The following is an 18316-nucleotide window of genomic DNA, read 5'->3' on the forward strand; positions in this document are numbered from 1 at the left end:
GATAAGAAATGCATCATAAATGAACACCCTTATCTGCGCAATTTTTATACAGCGCTCAGGACTGATTAAATTTAAACAACGGCAGCAGGTAGCGCTGCGCCTCTTCCGTGATAGCCTCCAGGTATTCTGGTTCGAGCGTTCGCCACAAACGCTGATACCAGACATCATCCCCTTCGCCCCGCACCATCATGTTTCCTTCGTAGGCCTGCATAAATTTGCTGCGTGCTTTCTGCAACGAAGCCTCATCCGTTAACATCGCATCATTCTGTGCGTCATAACAGGCTTTTATCCAGGCGCCGCCACTTTCCGGCAGTAACAGGAGCGGTTTGTTCATTCCCTGGCGGTAGCCCTCAATGTACAAAGAGAGATACCCTAACGCCTGCTCGGCTTCCATCGGCGGGAAGCGCCACTCGCCCTCTTTGCGCACGAAAATCCGGCTTTCACCTTTATGCCCTCCCGCACTGTAGACAAGATGTTCGAGCCAGAGTTGCAAACCCTGAGAAACGCTGAGCATAGAGGGCCGCCAGCGCAGCAGCCCATCCGGCTGAACCTGGGTTAACCAGCCCGTGAGCTGTACCCCGTTGCAGTTGAGATCGATTTCAATACTTTTCCCTGGCTGTCGGCACGCTCGTACGCGCTCTGCCAGGGCGGTCATCTCCTGACACTGCGCCTCCCAGACGATCTCCCCAAACGCTCCGTAGGGCAGCTGACCTGCAGCACGGTAGCGGCGGTAAAGTTTGTCGGCATCTTCCTCTTCAACCAGCGCGTTCAGCAGCTGCAGATTTAACTGATAGCGCTCCAGACCTTCCAGCGTAAACGGCTCTGCCTCAGGAATTTCGCTCTCTTCAGAGCGGAAGTTGACCTGCAGTCGTTGCTGGAAAAAGGCGCGCACCGGATGCGCCCAAAACCGCTGAAGCTGCTCGAAGGTCAGTGTGTCGATAGGGCGCGGGGCAAGTTCCTGAATGAAATCGGTATGCGCATTCCCTTCCTTTTTCGCCGCCGGCAACCACTCAAGGGCGTAGCTCTGGCGCTCGCTGGCAATATAGTTCACCGGGTCAAACGGCATGCGGCTGTGGAAACAGGTGATATGGGCTTTCACCCTCTGCTCGCTCTCATCACAGTTGCGCTCCTCATCTCCCGGCAGGTAGTGGCTCTGGCCGATATAGTCCACCAGCTCCTGCACCAGAACGGAGGGGAAACGCTCGCTGTTGTCCTGAATGGAACGACCGATATAGCTGATATAGAGCTTACTCTGCGCGGAAATGAGCGCTTCCAGGAAGAGGTAGCGGTCATCATCACGGCGGCTACGATCGCCCCGTTTTGGGTTTGCGCTCATCAAATCGAACCCCAGCGGCGGCAGCGCGCGCGGATACACACCGTCGTTCATGCCAAGCAGGCAGACCACCCTGAACGGGATAGAACGCATGGGCATCAGGGTGCAGATATTGACAGGACCCGCCAGGAAACGCTGGCTGATTCGCTCCTGGTCAAGCCGCTGCGTCAGCTCATCCCGCAACAGCGACAGCGGGATGGCCTCGTGGTAATGAGAATTCACGCCTTCGTCGATGATAGCCTGCCACTGGGTTTCAATGAGCGCCATCGCCGCTTCGGTGTCATTGTCCGGCAGGAAGAAATCATTGAGTAACGCCCTGCAGACCGGGAGCCATTCTTCAAGTGGACGCGGCTGCAACAGCGCATATCGCCAGCGGTTAAGCTGCATTAATAGCGATGCTAAATGCCCCACCAGTTCAGCAATTAACCCGCTGGACTCATCGTAAGGCAGCACCTCATTCCACTCGCCCTGGCTGCTTTCCATGGCATAGCCCAACAGCATACGCGTCAGGCCAAATCGCCAGGTGTGCTGCCCGGTAGGGGGAAGCTCGAATTCCTGAACGTTATCGTCATCGATCCCCCAGCGTACGCCAGACTCGTTAACCCACTGACGAAGGTAGCGCAGGCCCTCTTCATTGATGTTGAAGCGTGCGGCCAGCACGGGAACATCCAGCAACGCCAGGACATCTTCGGAGATAAACCGGCTATCCGGCAGTGACAGGAGAGTGATAAACGCCTGTAATACCGGATGCGACTGGCGGGCACGACGGTCAGATATCGCGTAAGGCAGGTATCGCTCGCCCGTCGCGCTGCCAAAAACGGCCTGAATAAAGGGACTGTAGCTGTCGATATCCGCCACCATCACCACGATATCGCGTGGCGTCAGGTCGGGATCTTCCTGCAGCATCGCCAGCAGCTGGTCGTGAAGCACTTCGACCTCACGCTGCGGGCTGTGACAAACGTGGATCGTGATACTGCGATCGTCAGGATCCAGTTTTCGCTTATTGTCGCTGCGTTCGAACTCGTTCGCCGTCACGCCCATGACAGCACGGTTTTCCAGATCCAGAATATCTAACTGGATATTATGCAGCAGGCTGTCCGGGGCGATCTCAACAAAGGCATCCACGTCACCTTCACCTGAGGAAGTGATGTCTGAAAGCATGTGAATGTAGTCACGCCCCAGCTTCCCCCATGAGGCAAGCAGCGGATTGGGCAGGTTCTGAATACCGTCTTCATCGAAAAGCTGCCCGGCAGTCGAGCCGTCTTTAAACAGCGGGATGGATCGTTCTTCAAAAAGGCGTTTTCGTTGGCGGGTCACCAGCCGCGCCAGCCAGCGTTCGTCGAGGATATCCCCCCAGTACTGTCGGCAAGGGTTGGTAAACAAAATATGGATATCAATATGTTTACCCAGCGCATTCAACGCTTTCAGATAGACAGGGGGTAATGCGGATATTCCGCAGATAAATACGCGTGACGGCAGTCGGGCCGGGCGCTCCGACGCATTTTCAAGTATCGAGATAAACCGATCGTAGAGATTGGCACGGTGCCACTTAGGCTGGCCCAGTTTCTCCGTATGCTCTACCAGGGCTTTCCACAGCGGGGCCTGCCATATTTGCGCCTCCGGCAGGCCTTCAACCAACTCGCCCGCTTCCCAACGAATTAACCAGTCAGAGCGATAAACAAGGTATTGGTCGTAGAGATCGGCGGTGCGCGACGCCAGTTGGAACAGCTTGCGCTTGTCGGTATCGTCATTGAGGTAGTGACGCAGCATGGCAAATTCATCGTGCTGCAGCATTTCCGGCAGCAGCGCCATCAGCTTCCAGCTCATGGCCTGCTTGTTGAACGCGCTCTGCTCCGGGATATCCGGCAACACGCGGACAAACATCTCCCAGATAAAGCTCGCAGGCAGCGGAAAATCAATATTCGCGGCAATGCCAAACTTGCGGGAAAGCGACATTTGCAGCCACTGTGCCATACCGGTGCTCTGCACCAGCACCATTTCAGGCTCAAAAGGATCGTCAAGCCGCTCGCGCTCAACGATAAACTCCATCAGTGCTTCCAGCACATCCAGACGATTTGAGTGGTAGACCCTTAACATAGACGCTCCCGACTACTGGCTAACCGGGCAATGCAGACGCGTTAACTCACCGCGCCGCCCCAGAGGAGAAATAAGTGTAACCGTGATGCTGACACATCCTGCGAGCGTTGTCTGCCCCCGACGGGCCTGCCAGCCTGCAGGAAGAACATTTGTTGAGAGCTGAGACTGGTTCCAGGCATGGTGCCAGAGCTGGCGATACTGATTAAATGCGGTGAACCGCGCCGCCAGTGCCCGGTGATACCCCGACAGTGCGGTCACGACCACCAGCAGCAGCATCATCGCCAGCAGGACCTCAACCATGCTAAACCCTTTTTCTCTGCTCACGGCAGCTGACATAACGCGCTCTCCTTAAGGGGACAAAAATCGCTCCAGCCGTGAGGCGAAAAGCGCACGTTCCCGTCGACGATCTCCCCTGCACGCCAGAGCAGCAGGTCGTTACCGCCGGCTGTCAGTAGTACACGCGCCTCACTCAGTTGACGCAAACACACTCGCCATGTCGATGCCTTTTTGCACTGGATTTGTAGCTCTGGCGCCCAGCGCTGAACACGTCCCCACTCAAGCGCGGACTGTACCGTCGCCTGCTGCTGAAGCGAGCGGCTCTCACCGCCAACGAGCGCACTGAACGTTGTGACCTGCTGGTTTAGCCCCGTCAGGATCAGGGTACCGAGCACCAATAAAAGCAGAACCAGCGCCAGCGAAGACATCCCGCGTTGACGGCTCACAGGTTGTACCCCGTGACCGTATACAACGCCTGCCAGGGTTCCCCTTTATCGCCTTTACGCCTCGCGGCCAGTTCGATAATTACCTCTGGCGCAAAACCGGCATGTTCCACTTTCCTCACGACAAAATGCGCGATCGCAAGCCTGTCCGGGTCCGTGAGCTTTTCCCACCCTTTTCCTTCACACGACGCCGCGCCACGCAGGGTTTCCAGCGCCCCCGATTCCAGACGAAAACCGGTGCTATCATTTTCTGATGTGCTGCTATCCCAGCGACCGTTACTGTTGGCATCCCACCGCACAATGATGCAGCTCCCCTGCCTGCCGATCGCCAGCGCCTGTCCCTGGCAATTTCCCGCGCAGTACCCCGCACGCTGAAGCTGTTTGCCGAGGGCGAACAGGTGTTGCCAGACCTCTTCTTCCAGCTCTCGCTGGCCGGATTGCAGTAATACGGCCCGCTGTAGCCCGGGTAAAAAACGCGATGCGCTTATCAGCAAAAGGCTGCTCATCGCCGTGGCAATCAACACTTCTGTCAGTGAGAAACCGCGCTGCCTCATCAACATGAACCTCCCTCAGAGACCTGACACATCCTGATGCGTCCTCCATTTGAGACCATAATCAACCATTCTCCAGCACGGCTTTGAACGCGTATCCGCCCCGCCCATGCCGTATCCCGTAATCCGTAGAACCCGAGGGACGGCGTGACCTCGCCGATCGTGACCTCAGGCCAGAGTGGAATCAGCACAAAGGGACTGTCCTTTTCACAGCCTTGCACGGCAGAGCTCGCCAGACAGTCCCGGTCCCCCATCCGCTGACGGGTAATTTGATGGTCGCGGTTGTGGCGGTTGGCATGGTTGCGCAGAAACAGAAGGTAATCTCGCACCTGGCTGGCGGTTTGCCACAACCGCTGTTGCCGTTGCCAGCTGTCCCAGCCGTACAGGCCCGAGGCGCTAAGGATGACGACAAGCGAAACGGCGACCAGCGTTTCGATAAGCGTAAAACCGTTCTCTTTTTTCATACCGGGAGTGTGGCGAAGCGCCGTGGACATGACGAGTATCGGATCCTCGTTTTACGAGACGTCATCCGGAGAAGTGGGAGAGTTGCAGCGCGTTGCAGGCTTTCTGGATAGCGCTTCGGGAAACGGGAGACAGGCGAAAAAAAACCGGCGCTAAACAGCACCGGTTGTGTCAGGCTTTATCGCATCAGATCGCGACGGGCGCTTTGATGCCCGGGTGCGGGTCGTAGCCCTCAATCTCGAAATCATCAAAGCGGTAATCGAATATTGATGCCGGTTTGCGTTTGATAATCAGCTTCGGCAGCGCACGCGGTTCGCGGGTCAGCTGGAGATGCGTCTGTTCCATATGGTTGCTGTAGAGATGGGTATCCCCACCGGTCCAGACGAAATCGCCCACTTCCAGGTCACACTGCTGCGCCATCATGTGAACTAACAGCGCATAGCTGGCAATGTTAAACGGCAGGCCGAGGAACACGTCACAGGAGCGCTGATAGAGCTGGCAGGAGAGTTTTCCATCCGCCACATAGAACTGGAAGAACGCGTGGCACGGTGCCAGCGCCATTTTATCCAGCTCGCCGACGTTCCAGGCGGAAACGATGATGCGGCGCGAGTCCGGATCGTTTTTCAGCTGGTTCATCACGGTGGTGATCTGGTCAATATGGCGGCCATCAGGCGTGGGCCATGCGCGCCACTGCTTGCCGTAAACCGGGCCCAGATTGCCGTTTTCATCTGCCCATTCGTCCCAGATTGAGACGTTATTTTCGTGCAGATACGCAACGTTGGTATCGCCTTGCAGGAACCAGAGCAGTTCATGAATGATCGAGCGCAGATGGCAGCGCTTTGTCGTCACCAGCGGGAAACCTTCTTGCAGGTTGAAGCGCATCTGGTGGCCAAAAATGGAGAGCGTACCGGTGCCGGTGCGGTCGTTTTTCGGCGTGCCCTCATCGAGCACTTTTTTCATCAGTTCAAGATACTGTTTCATGGTTCCTCAGGAAATCTGTTGCTGTGGACGACGACGATACGCCCAAATCATCATAATGGCACCCGCGACAATCATCGGAATGGAGAGGATCTGCCCCATGCTGATGTACTGTACCCACTCGCCGGTAAACTGTGCGTCCGGCTGGCGGAAGAACTCGACGATAATACGGAATGCACCGTAGCCGATCAGGAACAGGCCGGAGACAGCCCCCATCGGGCGCGGTTTGCGGATAAACAGGTTGAGGATGATAAACAGCACCACGCCTTCCAGCGCCAGCTCGTACAGCTGAGACATATGGCGCGGCAGCACGCCGTAGGTATCGAAAATGGACTGCCACTCAGGATGCGACGGCAGCAGCGCCATGTCTTCCGCGCGCGAGCCCGGGAACAGCATGGTAAAGGAAACGCTCGGGTCGACGCGGCCCCACAGCTCACCGTTGATGAAGTTGCCCAGACGGCCCGCCCCGAGACCAAACGGGATCAGCGGCGCGATAAAATCGGACACCTGGAAGAAGTTGCGTTTGGTGCGTTTGGCAAAAATCACCATCACCAGGATCACCCCAATCAGGCCGCCGTGGAAGGACATGCCGCCGTCCCAGACGCGGAACAGATAGAGCGGATCGTTCAGGAATACCGGGAAGTTATAGAACAATACGTACCCAATACGGCCACCGAGGAACACGCCGAGGAAGCCCGCATACAGCAGGTTTTCAACTTCGTTTTTAGTCCAGCCGCTGCCAGGACGGCTGGCGCGACGACCAGCGAGCCACATGGCAAAAATGAAGCCCACCAGGTACATCAGACCGTACCAGTGAAGCGAAACAGGTCCTACTGAGAAAATGACCGGATCAAATTCCGGAAAATGCAGATAACCACTGTTCATCTGTCACCACAAGATGTTGTTATTCCGCTGAAAGTGGACAGCGGTAGAAATGCGATTCTGCCGTAAGCAGAGGCTCCAAAGTTGCGAATCATAGCATAAGGCGGGCGCGGAGGATGCGCCAGAGATGTAAAAGATGTGTATAGGGTTTTATGTACGCTGGTGCCCTCACCTTCCCCCTCTCCCTGTGGGAGAGGGAGAAGGGCTTTAGCGGCCGCCGCGGATCAGACCGCCCATACCGCGTCGTTCCATAAACGCCGCGACCTGATGACGGACCTCCGCTGCCAGCTGCGCCTCAAGGCTGCGTTCTGCCAGCTCGCGGGCATCATCGATGTCGATATGCCGCAACAGGTATTTCACGCGAGCAACAGCGCGACCGTTCATCGACAGATGGCGGTATCCCAGACCAATCAGGATCGCAACGCACATGGAATCCCCGGCCATTTCACCACACAGGCGTAAATCAATGCCGTACTGCTCCGCTTCTCGGGCAATCATCGCTAAGGCGCGAATAATCGCCGGATGCAGACTATCGTAGATACTGGCGACGCGGGTATTGTTACGGTCGACGGCCAGAATATATTGCGTCAGGTCGTTGGTGCCGACAGAGATAAAATCAACGCGGTTTGCCAGCTGCGGCAGCATAAAGACCATCGAAGGCACTTCCAGCATGACCCCAATCCGCGGTTTCGGGATCGCATAGCCGATCATCTCTTCCACTTCACGGCCAGCACGTTCGATCAGTCGCCGGGACTCGTCGATCTCATCAATGCTGGTGACCATCGGCAGTAAGATGCTGAGATTGCCCGTCGCCGCGTTGGCACGCAGCATCGCGCGCACCTGGATCAGGAAGATCTCCGGCTGATCGAGCGTAATGCGGATCCCACGCCAGCCCAGGCACGGGTTTTCTTCGCTGATCGGCATATAGGGCAGCTGTTTATCCGCCCCGACGTCCAGGGTTCGCAGGGTGACAGGTTTGTCGTTAAACATCTGCAGCATCCCCTGATACTGCGCCACCTGTTCCTCTTCAGAGGGGAAACCGCTTTGCAGCATGAACGGGATTTCAGTACGGTACAGGCCAATACCGTCGATGCGGCTGCCCAGCTTCTCTTCGTGCTCGGGGCTTAAACCGGCATTGAGCATGACTTTGATCCGCTCACCGCTCTTAAGCTGGGCGGGCAGGTTAACGTCATCTTCCGCCAGCTTGCTTAATTCATTCTCTTCGCTGATAAGACGCTGGTATTCCTGGAGCAGAACCGGCTCAGGATCGACCAGCAGCTCACCGCGATAGCCGTCGACCACCAGCGTACGTCGGTGCAGCACCGACGGCTGAATGTCCGCCCCCATAACGGTAGGGATGCCCAGCGCGCGCACCATAATGGCGGCGTGTGAGTTGGCGGCACCATCGCGCACCACCACACCGGCCAGCCTGTCCTGCGGCAGTTCAGCCAGCGTCGTTGCCGAGAGTTCGTCGGCGACCAGAACAAACCGTTTTGGCCAGGCATTCGGGCCCTGAATGGTGTCATCAAGATGGAACAGCAGGCGCTGCCCCAGAGCGCGCAGATCCCCTGCCCGCTCTTTCAGGTAACCGTCGGTCAAAGCCGCAAACTGGTCGGCAAATTTTTCGATGACCTTCTTAACCGCCCACTCCGCGACCGAGCCCTTATCCACTTCCGCAAAAAGCTCACGACGCAGACGCGCATCGGAGAGCAGGTGCGAATAGAGGTCGAAGATGGCCGCCGTCTCTTTTTGCGCGCCTGCGGCAAAACGCTTGCTGTAACGACGAAATTCATTCGCTGCCTCTTCCAGCGCGGCGGTGAGACGCTCGCGCTCCAGCGCTTCATCAAGCGTTGAGGCTTCGTAAACCTGCTCCATTAACGGCAGCGTGGCGTCCATCCAGCCTTCAGCAATCGCCACACCTGGCGATGCCGGAAGGGCACGAATGCGCGTATGGCGATACTGACCAAAGAGCGCGGCAAGCTGAGACTGAGAGAGGATCGCCGCCATCTGCGTGGCCAGCGTGACGAGGAAAGACTCCTCGCTTTCGTCGTACTGACGTAGTTCACGCTGCTGGACAACCAGCACGCCGAGCAACTGGCGACGCTGGATAATCGGCACGCCAAGGAAAGCGCGGAAGCGCTCTTCTTTTACGGAAGGGATGTATTTAAAGCTGGGGTGTTTTTGCGCGTCAGCAAGGTTAATAGGTTCAGCCAGTCGCCCAACCAGACCCACGATACCTTCATCAAATGCGAGCGTAACGGTGCGTCCACGTGGTTTTTTCAAACCACGGGTCGCCATCAGGTAATAGCAGCGCCGATCGTGGTCGGCCAGATACACCGAACAGACCTCGGTCTCCATCGCAAGACAGATGTCGGTGACCAGTATATTCAACGCCTCGTTCAGACGCGGCGCGCTGGCCACCTTCTCGACTATTTCTCGCAAGCGGGTGAGCATGATTTGCGTAGCTTAACCTCTTTTACGTCGCCAGGCAGGTGCGCTCTGCGGCTTAGGCGGGATCTCCTGAAGCTGCATCACCACACTTGCAAACTCTTTCATCACCCTACGGTAAACATCGCGCTTAAATGACACGACCTGACGAACAGGATACCAATAGCTCACCCAGCGCCAGCCATCAAACTCCGGCGTACTGCTGGTTTGCATATTGATGTCTGAATCGTTGCCCACCAACTGCAACAGAAACCACTTCTGTTTCTGGCCGATACAAACCGGCTTTGTGTCCCAACGCACCAAACGTTTCGGTAACTTGTAACGCAACCAGTTGCGGGTCGAAGCCAGGATGCGAACATCTTTTCGGCTCAAACCGACCTCTTCAAAAAGCTCCCGGTACATCGCTTGTTCTGGGGACTCTCCCGGATTGATCCCGCCTTGCGGGAACTGCCAGGAGTGTTGACCATATCGACGGGCCCACATCACCTGGCCCTGACGATTACAAATTACTATTCCTACGTTCGGGCGGTAGCCATCGTCATCAATCACCGGACTACCCCAAACTAAACCTTATATATGAATGATTGTTTCACACTACAGGGAGGCGGTAAACCACTCTCTTACAGGCCTGCAACCTAATAACAATTGAATAACTCACAAATAAGTGCTGAGTTATAAACAGATGAGCGACAGTGAAGGGAATTTTATTCACCTTTTCTGTGGATATAGTTGTGAAGAAGTGTCTGATTACCGATGAACAACCTCAACGACCGTCGAACACCCTTTTTTGCTCGCATTGATTAACATGATTATATTCATAGAGTTAGATGCGTTTGCGTAAACAAAAAACTGAATAGCGTGACGATCGTCACACCAGGGATCGTCGTGCTGATGAAAGATCGAACAGCGTCGGTTTTATCCACAGATTGTGCCAATTAGTTAGTCACAATTTGTGTGAAAATTCGATTTTCATCGCACGTCAAGGCTGTAAATGGAAACAGTAGTCAGGGTTATGCCCAGTTATCCCATTTTTCTGTGGATAACATGGTGTAAGATCCTGTTCATTGTCAGTGACCAGATTTGAACAACCGCTTTTTCCACCCAGGCGAAACGATTTCAGACCAATAAAAAAACCTATAAATCATAGAGATGTCATATTGGTACAGAAAAAGTTAAACTCTATCCACAGGGGACAATTTCTTCGTTTATTTTTTAATCAAAAGGTTACCGTCATGCATCCGCTTACACCCTTGGGCTCACCACCGTCCAGCGAGAGCCAGTTGCTACTGCAGGCACAGCGTCTGGCCGGTTTTTCGCTTGGCGAGCTGGCAGCAATGGCCGGGCTGCCGATCCCGAAGGATCTGAAACGAGATAAAGGCTGGATCGGCATGCTGCTGGAGCTATGGCTGGGTGCCAGCGCAGGGAGCAAACCTGAGCAAGATTTTGCAGCCCTTGGCGTGGAGCTAAAAACCATTCCTGTAGACCGCCAGGGCAAGCCGCTTGAGACCACCTTTGTCTGCGTTGCGCCATTAACCGGCAATACCGGCGTAACGTGGGAAACCAGCCACGTTCGTCACAAGCTGAAGCGCGTATTGTGGGTACCGGTTGAGGGTGAGCGTCAGATCCCCCTGGCCGACCGTCGCGTTGGCGCGCCGCTGCTCTGGAGCCCGGACGAGAATGAGGAGCATCAGCTGCGTCTGGACTGGGAGGAGCTGATGGACATGATTGTTCTTGGGCAGGTTGAGCGCATCACCGCCCGACACGGAGAGGTATTACAGCTGCGCCCAAAAGCAGCCAACAGTAAAGCCCTTACCGAGGCAATCGGCGCGCAGGGTGAGCCGATACTGACGTTGCCGCGCGGTTTTTATCTCAAAAAGAATTTCACCGGCGCACTACTCGCACGTCATTTCCTGTTGAAAACATAGTTTTTTACTTATTTTGAGAGCTCTCAAACATAATCGACTGCTTTTTAAGATTTTACCGCTTCCTCAAGTCGCCATATCGGGTTAATACTAGATTATGATTTGATACAAGCCAGATGAGGACGATAACGATGAAAAAATGGGCAGTATTAGTGTCAGCAGTCGGTTTAGCGTTTGCCGTGTCGGGCTGTAGCAGCGATTACGTCATGGCGACAAAAGATGGTCGAATGATCCTGACCGACGGTAAACCCGAAGTCGACGATGATACCGGTCTGGTCAGCTACCGCGACCAGGAAGGCAATAAAATGCAGATCAATCGCGACGAAGTATCGCAAATTATCGAGCGATAATCAGAGAGAGGTCAGTCGCTTGCTGGCCTTTTTGATTTTTTTCTTCCCCTTTTGCTTCCCCTCTGCCATGTTTATATTCCTTTGTCGGGTACGCCCTGACGCGGTTTATATGTCTACTGAGGAAGCCGGCTATGCATTATCACCGTATCCCCCACAGCGCTCTGGAAATTAGCCAACTGGGGTTGGGCACGATGACATTTGGTGAACAAAACAGCGAAGCCGATGCCCATGCACAACTCGATTATGCCGTCAGCCAGGGCATTAACCTGATTGATGTCGCAGAGATGTACCCTGTTCCGCCACGTCCTGAGACGCAGGGACTTACCGAAACCTACGTCGGTAACTGGCTGGCAAAACGCGGCAACCGTGAAAAGCTGGTGATTGCCTCCAAAGTCAGCGGCCCCGCGCGCAACAACGATACTGGGATCCGCCCGAACCAGATCCTCGATCGCAAAAATATCCGCGCCGCGCTGGACGCCAGCCTCAAGCGCCTGCAAACCGACTATCTCGACCTGTACCAGGTACACTGGCCGCAGCGGCCAACCAACTGCTTTGGCAAGCTCGGGTACAGCTGGAATGAGAGCGCCCCCGCGGTGACGCTGCTGGAAACGCTGGAAGCGCTGACCGAATGCCAGCGTGCGGGAAAAATCCGCTACATTGGCGTGTCTAACGAAACGGCCTTTGGGGTCATGCGCTATCTGCACCTGGCGGATAAGCACGATCTGCCGCGTATCGTGACTATTCAGAACCCGTACAGCCTGCTTAACCGCAGCTATGAAGTGGGCCTGGCCGAAGTGTCGCAGTATGAAGAAGTGGAACTGCTTGCTTACTCCTGTCTCGGCTTCGGCACCCTGACGGGGAAATACCTGAACGGCGCGAAACCGGCCGGGGCGCGTAACACCCTCTTTAGCCGCTTTACTCGCTACAGCGGCGAGCAGACGCAGAAAGCCGTTGCCGCTTATGTGGATATCGCGAAGCGTCACGGTCTTGACCCTGCGCAGATGGCGCTGGCCTTCGTGCGTCGTCAGCCGTTTGTTGCCAGTACCCTGCTGGGCGCAACCACGATGGAACAGCTGAAAACCAATATTGAGAGTTTCCACCTGAACCTGAGTGAAGAGGTGTTAGCGGAGATTGAAGCAGTGCATCAGGTTTATACTTATCCTGCACCATAGCCTGACGCTTTTGCCCGGTGGCGCGACGCTTACCGGGCCTACAGGTGCTCAAACCCAGGCCGGGTAAGGCGAAGCCGTCACCCGGCCAGATATCAACGGCGACGTTGCCAGAGCCATAATGCAGCAATCGCAATCGCAAACAGCCCGCCAAACCCGACGCCAATCCCCACCACCGGCACCCCCACTTTTACCGCCAGCGAGTAAAGCCCCAGCATGAACAGCATCGCCAGGTTTTCACCCAGGTTTTGTACCGCAATGGCATTGCCTGCCCCGACGGTCTGCTTGCCCCGCTCCTGCAGTAACGCATTCAGCGGCACCACGAAGAAGCCCCCCAGAATACCAATCAGGATGAGGAGGGCATACGCGGGCAATAACGCATGCTGCAGCGAGAAGATAAGCACCACGACGCCAATCAGGATCCCTGCGGGCATGCAGCGTGCGACCGTCTCCAGCGTGACCAGCTTCGCCGCCGCGCCCGCCCCAACCACAATCCCGATAGCCACCATCGCATTAAGATAGGTTGGCGTCGCGTTGTCCGTAATGCCCAGCGCCACCGGCACCCACAGGACCAGCAGGAAGCGCAGCGTAACGCCCGCGCCCCAGAACATGCTGGTCCCCATCAGGGAGAAACGCGTTTCACCGTTATGCCACAGCACGCGGCAGGCGGTAAAGAAACTGCCGGTCATCGGTTTAAATCGCCAGGATTGACCCGGGCGAGCCGCAGGCAGCTTCGGAATAAACAGGTTCGCCACGACAGCCCCGCCATACACCACTGCACACACGCCCAGTGCCGCCAGCACATGCCAGTCGGCCAGCACGCCGCCCGCAACGGAGCCAATCAGGATAGCGGCAATAGTGGATGACTCCATCAGACCATTGGCTTTCACCAGCTTATCCCCGGTGGTCAGCTCGCCGAGAATGCCGTACTTCGCCGGGGAGTAGGCAGCGGCGCCAATGCCCACCAGCGTGTAGCCAATAAACGGATTGAAGCCAAAGCAAATGCTGGCCGCCCCCAGCAGCTTGAGGCCGTTGGCAAACATCATCACCCGGCCTTTCGGGAAGCTGTCCGCCACCTGCCCCACAAACGGAGCAAAAATAATGTAAGCGCCCACAAACACCATCTGCAGGATCGGCTGACTCCAGTCGGGGTAAAACTCGGCTTTCAGCAGCGCCAGCGTGGCAAACAGCAGCGCGTTATCACCGAACGCAGAAAGAAACTGCGCGGCGATTACGGCCATCATGCCTTTCGACCTGAGGGATGTGTTAGTGTGTACTGACTCACGCATTTTGCTGTTCCGCCTCTTCAACCATGCCTTTCAGGGTCACGAAATCTGGCTTCCCGCTGCCCAGTACCGGGAGCTGTTTCAGGTAGCGAATATCGCGCGGCACGGCCAGTTCAGGAATACCGTGTTCACGCGCATAGCTCAGTAACCTGTCGCGCTTAAGCTCACCGTCGGTCGTAAACAGCACCAGCGCCTCGCCTTTGCTGGCATCGCTCTTCACCACCGTGGCGTGCATCTTCTCGGCGGACACGGCCGTCGCCAGTTGCTCCACCATTTCCAGAGAGACCATTTCGCCGGCAATTTTGGCGAAGCGTTTCGCGCGTCCCTGAATCTGTACAAAGCCCTGTTCATCGAAACGGACAATATCCCCGGTGTCGTACCAGCCGGTTTCAACCTCGCCGTTGACGTTTTCCGCCGTCGGCGCTTCCAGCACGCCCGGGTTTTCCACGCGCAGATACCCGTTCATTACGTTTGGCCCTTTCAGCTGTAGACGGCCCCCGTCCTCAATGCCCGGCACCGCCAGCAGACGCGCGTCCATCCCCGGCAGAATTCGGCCAACCGTGCCCGGTTTCGCCGCCATCGGCACGTTAATCGAGACCACGGGCGCACACTCGGTAACGCCATAGCCTTCGAGAATGCGCAGGCCAAACTTGTCCTGCCAGATCTGGCGCGTGCTCTCCTGCAGTTTTTCCGCGCCAGCCACCACATACCGCACGCGATAAAAATCATACGGATTGGCAAAGCGCGCATAGTTCCCCAGGAAGGTTGAGGTCCCGAACAGAACGGTACAGTTACGGTCATACACCAGCTCCGGCACAATGCGGTAATGCAGCGGGCTCGGGTAGAGGAAAACTTCTGCGCCGGTCAGGAGCGGCGTGAACAGCCCCACCGTCAGGCCAAAGGAGTGGAACAGCGGCAGCGCCGACATAAAGCGGTCGTTCGCGGTAAAGTCGGCGATACTTTTAATCTGCTCAACGTTCGCCAGAATGCTCTTGTGGCTGTGGACGACGCCTTTCGGGTTGCCCTCTGAGCCTGACGTGAAGAGGATAATGGCGTCATCTTCCGGCTGCTGTTTGACCTGCGCCAGACGCGGCACCAGCAGATGCGCAAAAATCCACAGCTTGTCGCCGGTGGTCACGTCCGCTTTCAGATCCTCCAGGAAGACCCAGCGCACCTGGGTGAGCTGCTCGGGAAGATGCCAGAGCTTGCCTTTGTCCAGAAACTGACGGGAGGTAAAGACGGTATTAATCTGAGCGGCAGCAATGGCGCTGGTCAGCCCCTTCACGCCCGCCGTGTAGTTCATCATCGCCGGGATCCGGCCCCGGGAAACCGCGCCGAAAATCACCGCCGCGCTGATGCCCGCGTTAGGCAGCATCAGGCCAATCTTTTCGCCCTTTTTGCTGTACTTCTCCAGAATACGGCCCACAAACAGGGTCTTGGTCAGCAGTTTGCGATAGGTATCCGGGGTAAAGTTGATGTCTTCGATGCAGTTTTTCTTCGCGCCATAGCGGTACTGCGCGGAAAGCAGGGATTCGTACAGCGTTTCGCGCGGGCGCACGGCCATACGCGCTTCCATCATAATCTGATGCAGCATTTCCCCGGCGATTTTACGGCGATCGCGGGCACGCGGCGCGTCGGGCATCGGTAACGACGTTGGCGGCAGGATATGCAGCGTGATTTTGGGGAACAGACGCTGCTTCACCAGCCCCTTGAGACGGCTGAAATGGGTCAGCTCCGCGCCTTCAATACGCAGCGGCACCACGGTCGCTTTTGACTTCGCCGCGACAAACCCCGCGCCGTCGTAGATTTTCATCAGCGAACCGGTCACGGAGATACGCCCTTCCGGGAAAATGACCACCGGGCGCCCCTGCTCGACCAGGCGTACCAGATGTTTAATCATCATCGGTTTTGTCGGGTCGAGCGGGACAAAATCAATCAACGGCGTGAGCCAGCGCATGTACCACTGCTGGCTGATGGAGGTATACACCGCAAACACCGGGCGCACGGGCAAAAACAGCGCCAGCAGAATGCCGTCTATAAAGGAAACATGGTTTGGTGTGATGAGAACGCGTTCGCCGCGAAGCGCCCGGGCATCGCCGGTGATGCGGATGCGAAACAGAATACGGAAAAGCGTACGGAAGAACCCAAATAGCATCTCAACTCCCTTTGCCAGCCAGTGTGGAGGGTCGATAGTAAATGGTGGCAGATTACACGAGAAGTGGTAAGGGAGCGACAGCAAAAGTGGAGGCGAAAAAAAACCTGCGCATCCGCGCAGGTTGGTGCAAGAGATGAGTACGAAACCGTACTAAGAATTCTCACCAATCAATACCTCTGGGATCTCAACTGTATCAACCTCTTTAACACCCTTGCTATCGGACAATCGCAACAGCCTGAGGCAAAGTGTAACTAAAGGTTCAGATTCACATCCTTCAGACATGACTGGGCGTGTAACGATTACACCGCCAGGGGTGTGCTGCGTCACGTTTGTGGAGCGCGAAAATCCGCTCCCCTTGAATGCACGCCGCTTTTCCGCAACACTATTTGGTGTGTAAACGCTTACCCCCAATAAGAAGGTAATGAATGGCGACAATAAAGGATGTGGCCCGTCTGGCAGGCGTGTCGGTGGCAACCGTCTCGCGCGTAATTAATGATTCACCAAAAGCCAGTGACGCATCACGTCAGGCGGTACAAAGCGCCATGGAATCCCTGAATTATCATCCCAATGCCAATGCCCGCGCGCTCGCCCAGCAGTCTACAGAAACCATCGGGCTGGTGGTGGGGGATGTTTCCGATCCCTTTTTCGGCGCCATGGTGAAAGCGGTTGAACAGGTTTCTTATCAGACAGGCAATTTTTTGCTGATCGGCAATGGCTATCATAACGAACAAAAGGAACGCCAGGCCATTGAACAGCTGATCCGTCACCGCTGCGCGGCGCTGGTGGTTCATGCCAAAATGATCCCGGATGCCGAACTGATTCATCTGATGAAGCAGATGCCGGGCATGGTGATTATCAACCGCATTATTCCCGGCTTTGAGAAACGCTGTGTTGCCCTCGACGACCGCTACGGTGCCTGGCTTGCCACGCGGCACCTGATTCAGCAGGGCCATACCCGAATTGGCTATCTCTGTTCCAATCACCCGATTTCCGATGCGGAGGATCGCCTGCAGGGCTACTACGACGCCCTGCGTGAAAACGGGCTGCCGTGTAATGACCGTCTGGTGGCCTACGGCGAACCGGATGAGAGCGGCGGTGAACAGGCCATGACCGAGCTGCTGGGGCGCGGACGGAATTTCACGGCGGTTGCCAGCTATAACGACTCTATGGCCGCAGGGGCGATGGGGGTGTTGAATGACAACGGGATTGAGGTACCGGCAGAAATTTCGCTGATTGGCTTCGATGACGTGCTGGTCTCCCGCTACGTTCGCCCGCGTCTGACCACCGTGCGCTACCCAATCATCACCATGGCAACGCAGGCCGCCGAGCTGGCACTCGCGCTGGCTGAACAGCGTCAGCCGCCGGAAATAACGCATCTGTTTAGCCCGACGCTGGTCCGTCGTCACTCCGTTGCGTCGCCTGCAGAAGCGCAGAGCGAATAACGGTAGAGGTGAACCCGCGTGTTGGGGTATTCCAGCCCATCACCGATATACTGCCAGCCGTAACGTTCGTAGAAGTCGCGGCAGGCAGACCAGAGATGGAGCTCCTCATACCCGAACTGCGCGGCGTAAGCGATAACATGCCGCTGAAGTTCTCCCGCCAGCCCCTTGCCTCGCGCCGCGTCGTCAACGTACAGCGCCGCCAGCCACGGACAGAGATCCTGTCGGGTGATCAAATCGCAGCGCCAGAGCCCCACCGTACCAAGAAGCTTTTCGTCCTCAACGGCAATAAACGTCAGCGGTAATGCCCCCGGCGTCTGGCTGTGCTCAACAATACTGTGGAAAAATTCCCGGGGAAGCCCTTCGCCAAAGGCCTGCCAGATCCAGTCGGTAACATGCTCAGCATACTGCGGTGCATCGTAGAGCGGGAGGATAACTGTCTTTTTCACGTTTCACCTGCGTATTCTCATTAATGGGCTGGCCTGACGTCTCCAGCTCGATTGGCGATTATTTTACCAGAGCCAG

Annotated in this window: 16 protein-coding genes; 4 read left to right on the top strand and 12 right to left on the bottom strand. The window is 56.3% G+C overall.

Annotated features, from left to right (window positions below):
• Nucleotides 1–55 precede the first annotated feature (55 nt).
• The 9 genes from recC to rppH all read right to left on the bottom strand — a co-directional run bounded on the left by recC (nucleotide 56) and on the right by rppH (nucleotide 10019).
• Nucleotides 56–3430, bottom strand: coding sequence for an exodeoxyribonuclease V subunit gamma (gene recC, locus ACMWJS_RS08865; RefSeq protein WP_414746960.1), 3375 nt, complete (start codon nucleotides 3428–3430; stop codon nucleotides 56–58).
• A 12-nt stretch (nucleotides 3431–3442) separates the two neighbouring features.
• Complete coding sequence (locus ACMWJS_RS08870; protein WP_048029169.1) at nucleotides 3443–3766, bottom strand: prepilin-type N-terminal cleavage/methylation domain-containing protein; 324 nt, start codon at nucleotides 3764–3766, stop codon at nucleotides 3443–3445.
• The gene (locus ACMWJS_RS08875; RefSeq protein WP_334763377.1) at nucleotides 3751–4152 is read right to left on the bottom strand and encodes a DUF2509 family protein; all 402 of its coding nucleotides are present in this window, start codon (nucleotides 4150–4152) and stop codon (nucleotides 3751–3753) included. Before ACMWJS_RS08875 ends, ACMWJS_RS08870 begins: the two co-directional genes overlap by 16 nt.
• Nucleotides 4149–4709 (bottom strand): prepilin peptidase-dependent protein, encoded by a 561-nt coding sequence (locus ACMWJS_RS08880; RefSeq protein WP_414746961.1) that lies wholly within the window; start codon nucleotides 4707–4709, stop codon nucleotides 4149–4151. The genes ACMWJS_RS08875 and ACMWJS_RS08880 overlap by 4 nt, the downstream gene beginning before the upstream one ends.
• Complete coding sequence (locus tag ACMWJS_RS08885; protein ID WP_262779273.1) at nucleotides 4703–5164, bottom strand: prepilin peptidase-dependent protein; 462 nt, start codon at nucleotides 5162–5164, stop codon at nucleotides 4703–4705. Before ACMWJS_RS08885 ends, ACMWJS_RS08880 begins: the two co-directional genes overlap by 7 nt.
• A 184-nt stretch (nucleotides 5165–5348) precedes the next feature.
• Nucleotides 5349–6143 (bottom strand): thymidylate synthase, encoded by a 795-nt coding sequence (gene thyA, locus ACMWJS_RS08890; protein ID WP_014885081.1) that lies wholly within the window; start codon nucleotides 6141–6143, stop codon nucleotides 5349–5351.
• 6 nt (nucleotides 6144–6149) lie between these two features.
• Nucleotides 6150–7025 (bottom strand): prolipoprotein diacylglyceryl transferase, encoded by an 876-nt coding sequence (lgt, locus tag ACMWJS_RS08895; RefSeq protein WP_048224706.1) that lies wholly within the window; start codon nucleotides 7023–7025, stop codon nucleotides 6150–6152.
• 204 nt (nucleotides 7026–7229) lie between these two features.
• The gene (ptsP, locus tag ACMWJS_RS08900) at nucleotides 7230–9476 is read right to left on the bottom strand and encodes a phosphoenolpyruvate--protein phosphotransferase (protein ID WP_032643187.1); all 2247 of its coding nucleotides are present in this window, start codon (nucleotides 9474–9476) and stop codon (nucleotides 7230–7232) included.
• 12 nt (nucleotides 9477–9488) lie between these two features.
• Nucleotides 9489–10019, bottom strand: coding sequence for an RNA pyrophosphohydrolase (rppH, locus tag ACMWJS_RS08905; RefSeq protein WP_013098553.1), 531 nt, complete (start codon nucleotides 10017–10019; stop codon nucleotides 9489–9491).
• A 683-nt stretch (nucleotides 10020–10702) separates the two neighbouring features.
• Between rppH and mutH the strand changes: the two genes are divergently transcribed.
• From mutH to ACMWJS_RS08920, 3 genes are all read left to right on the top strand, one after another.
• Nucleotides 10703–11395: a DNA mismatch repair endonuclease MutH gene (gene mutH / locus ACMWJS_RS08910; RefSeq protein WP_045909890.1), complete on the top strand. Its 693-nt coding sequence runs from the start codon at nucleotides 10703–10705 to the stop codon at nucleotides 11393–11395.
• 128 nt (nucleotides 11396–11523) lie between these two features.
• Nucleotides 11524–11742, top strand: a complete 219-nt coding sequence (locus tag ACMWJS_RS08915) for a YgdI/YgdR family lipoprotein (protein ID WP_008499668.1) — start codon at nucleotides 11524–11526, stop codon at nucleotides 11740–11742.
• 131 nt (nucleotides 11743–11873) lie between these two features.
• Entirely contained in the window at nucleotides 11874–12914 is a 1041-nt protein-coding gene (locus ACMWJS_RS08920) for an NADP(H)-dependent aldo-keto reductase (RefSeq protein WP_048029159.1), read from the top strand.
• Between the two features lie 92 nt (nucleotides 12915–13006).
• On the opposite strand, the gene lplT is transcribed toward ACMWJS_RS08920, so the two are convergent.
• Together lplT and aas are read right to left on the bottom strand one after the other, a co-directional pair.
• Nucleotides 13007–14200 (bottom strand): lysophospholipid transporter LplT, encoded by a 1194-nt coding sequence (gene lplT / locus ACMWJS_RS08925; RefSeq protein ID WP_414746962.1) that lies wholly within the window; start codon nucleotides 14198–14200, stop codon nucleotides 13007–13009.
• Nucleotides 14193–16352, bottom strand: coding sequence for a bifunctional acyl-ACP--phospholipid O-acyltransferase/long-chain-fatty-acid--ACP ligase (aas, locus tag ACMWJS_RS08930; protein ID WP_414746963.1), 2160 nt, complete (start codon nucleotides 16350–16352; stop codon nucleotides 14193–14195). The genes lplT and aas overlap by 8 nt, the downstream gene beginning before the upstream one ends.
• 425 nt (nucleotides 16353–16777) lie before the next feature.
• Here aas and galR point away from each other — a divergent pair, with 425 nt between their 5' ends.
• Entirely contained in the window at nucleotides 16778–17794 is a 1017-nt protein-coding gene (galR, locus tag ACMWJS_RS08935; RefSeq protein WP_021242019.1) for an HTH-type transcriptional regulator GalR, read from the top strand.
• On the opposite strand, the gene ACMWJS_RS08940 is transcribed toward galR, so the two are convergent.
• The gene (locus ACMWJS_RS08940) at nucleotides 17755–18240 is read right to left on the bottom strand and encodes a GNAT family N-acetyltransferase (RefSeq protein WP_414746964.1); all 486 of its coding nucleotides are present in this window, start codon (nucleotides 18238–18240) and stop codon (nucleotides 17755–17757) included. The genes galR and ACMWJS_RS08940 overlap by 40 nt on opposite strands.
• Nucleotides 18241–18316: the final 76 nt, after the last annotated feature.

It is taken from the genome of Enterobacter sp. HK-058-C-ECC, from assembly GCF_047531125.1.
In the GTDB taxonomy this organism is placed as follows: domain Bacteria; phylum Pseudomonadota; class Gammaproteobacteria; order Enterobacterales; family Enterobacteriaceae; genus Enterobacter; species Enterobacter quasiroggenkampii.

Bases quoted from the DNA above. Each gene is read 5' to 3' on its own strand.
- recC (WP_414746960.1), bottom strand. From the start codon at position 3,430: ATGTTAAGGGTCTACCACTCAAATCGTCTGGATGTGCTGGAAGCACTG.
- ACMWJS_RS08870 (WP_048029169.1), bottom strand. From the start codon at position 3,766: ATGTCAGCTGCCGTGAGCAGAGAAAAAGGGTTTAGCATGGTTGAGGTC.
- ACMWJS_RS08880 (WP_414746961.1), bottom strand. From the start codon at position 4,709: ATGTTGATGAGGCAGCGCGGTTTCTCACTGACAGAAGTGTTGATTGCC.
- ACMWJS_RS08885 (WP_262779273.1), bottom strand. From the start codon at position 5,164: ATGAAAAAAGAGAACGGTTTTACGCTTATCGAAACGCTGGTCGCCGTT.
- thyA (WP_014885081.1), bottom strand. From the start codon at position 6,143: ATGAAACAGTATCTTGAACTGATGAAAAAAGTGCTCGATGAGGGCACG.
- lgt (WP_048224706.1), bottom strand. From the start codon at position 7,025: ATGAACAGTGGTTATCTGCATTTTCCGGAATTTGATCCGGTCATTTTC.
- ptsP (WP_032643187.1), bottom strand. From the start codon at position 9,476: ATGCTCACCCGCTTGCGAGAAATAGTCGAGAAGGTGGCCAGCGCGCCG.
- mutH (WP_045909890.1), top strand. From the start codon at position 10,703: ATGCATCCGCTTACACCCTTGGGCTCACCACCGTCCAGCGAGAGCCAG.
- ACMWJS_RS08915 (WP_008499668.1), top strand. From the start codon at position 11,524: ATGAAAAAATGGGCAGTATTAGTGTCAGCAGTCGGTTTAGCGTTTGCC.
- ACMWJS_RS08920 (WP_048029159.1), top strand. From the start codon at position 11,874: ATGCATTATCACCGTATCCCCCACAGCGCTCTGGAAATTAGCCAACTG.
- lplT (WP_414746962.1), bottom strand. From the start codon at position 14,200: ATGCGTGAGTCAGTACACACTAACACATCCCTCAGGTCGAAAGGCATG.
- aas (WP_414746963.1), bottom strand. From the start codon at position 16,352: ATGCTATTTGGGTTCTTCCGTACGCTTTTCCGTATTCTGTTTCGCATC.
- galR (WP_021242019.1), top strand. From the start codon at position 16,778: ATGGCGACAATAAAGGATGTGGCCCGTCTGGCAGGCGTGTCGGTGGCA.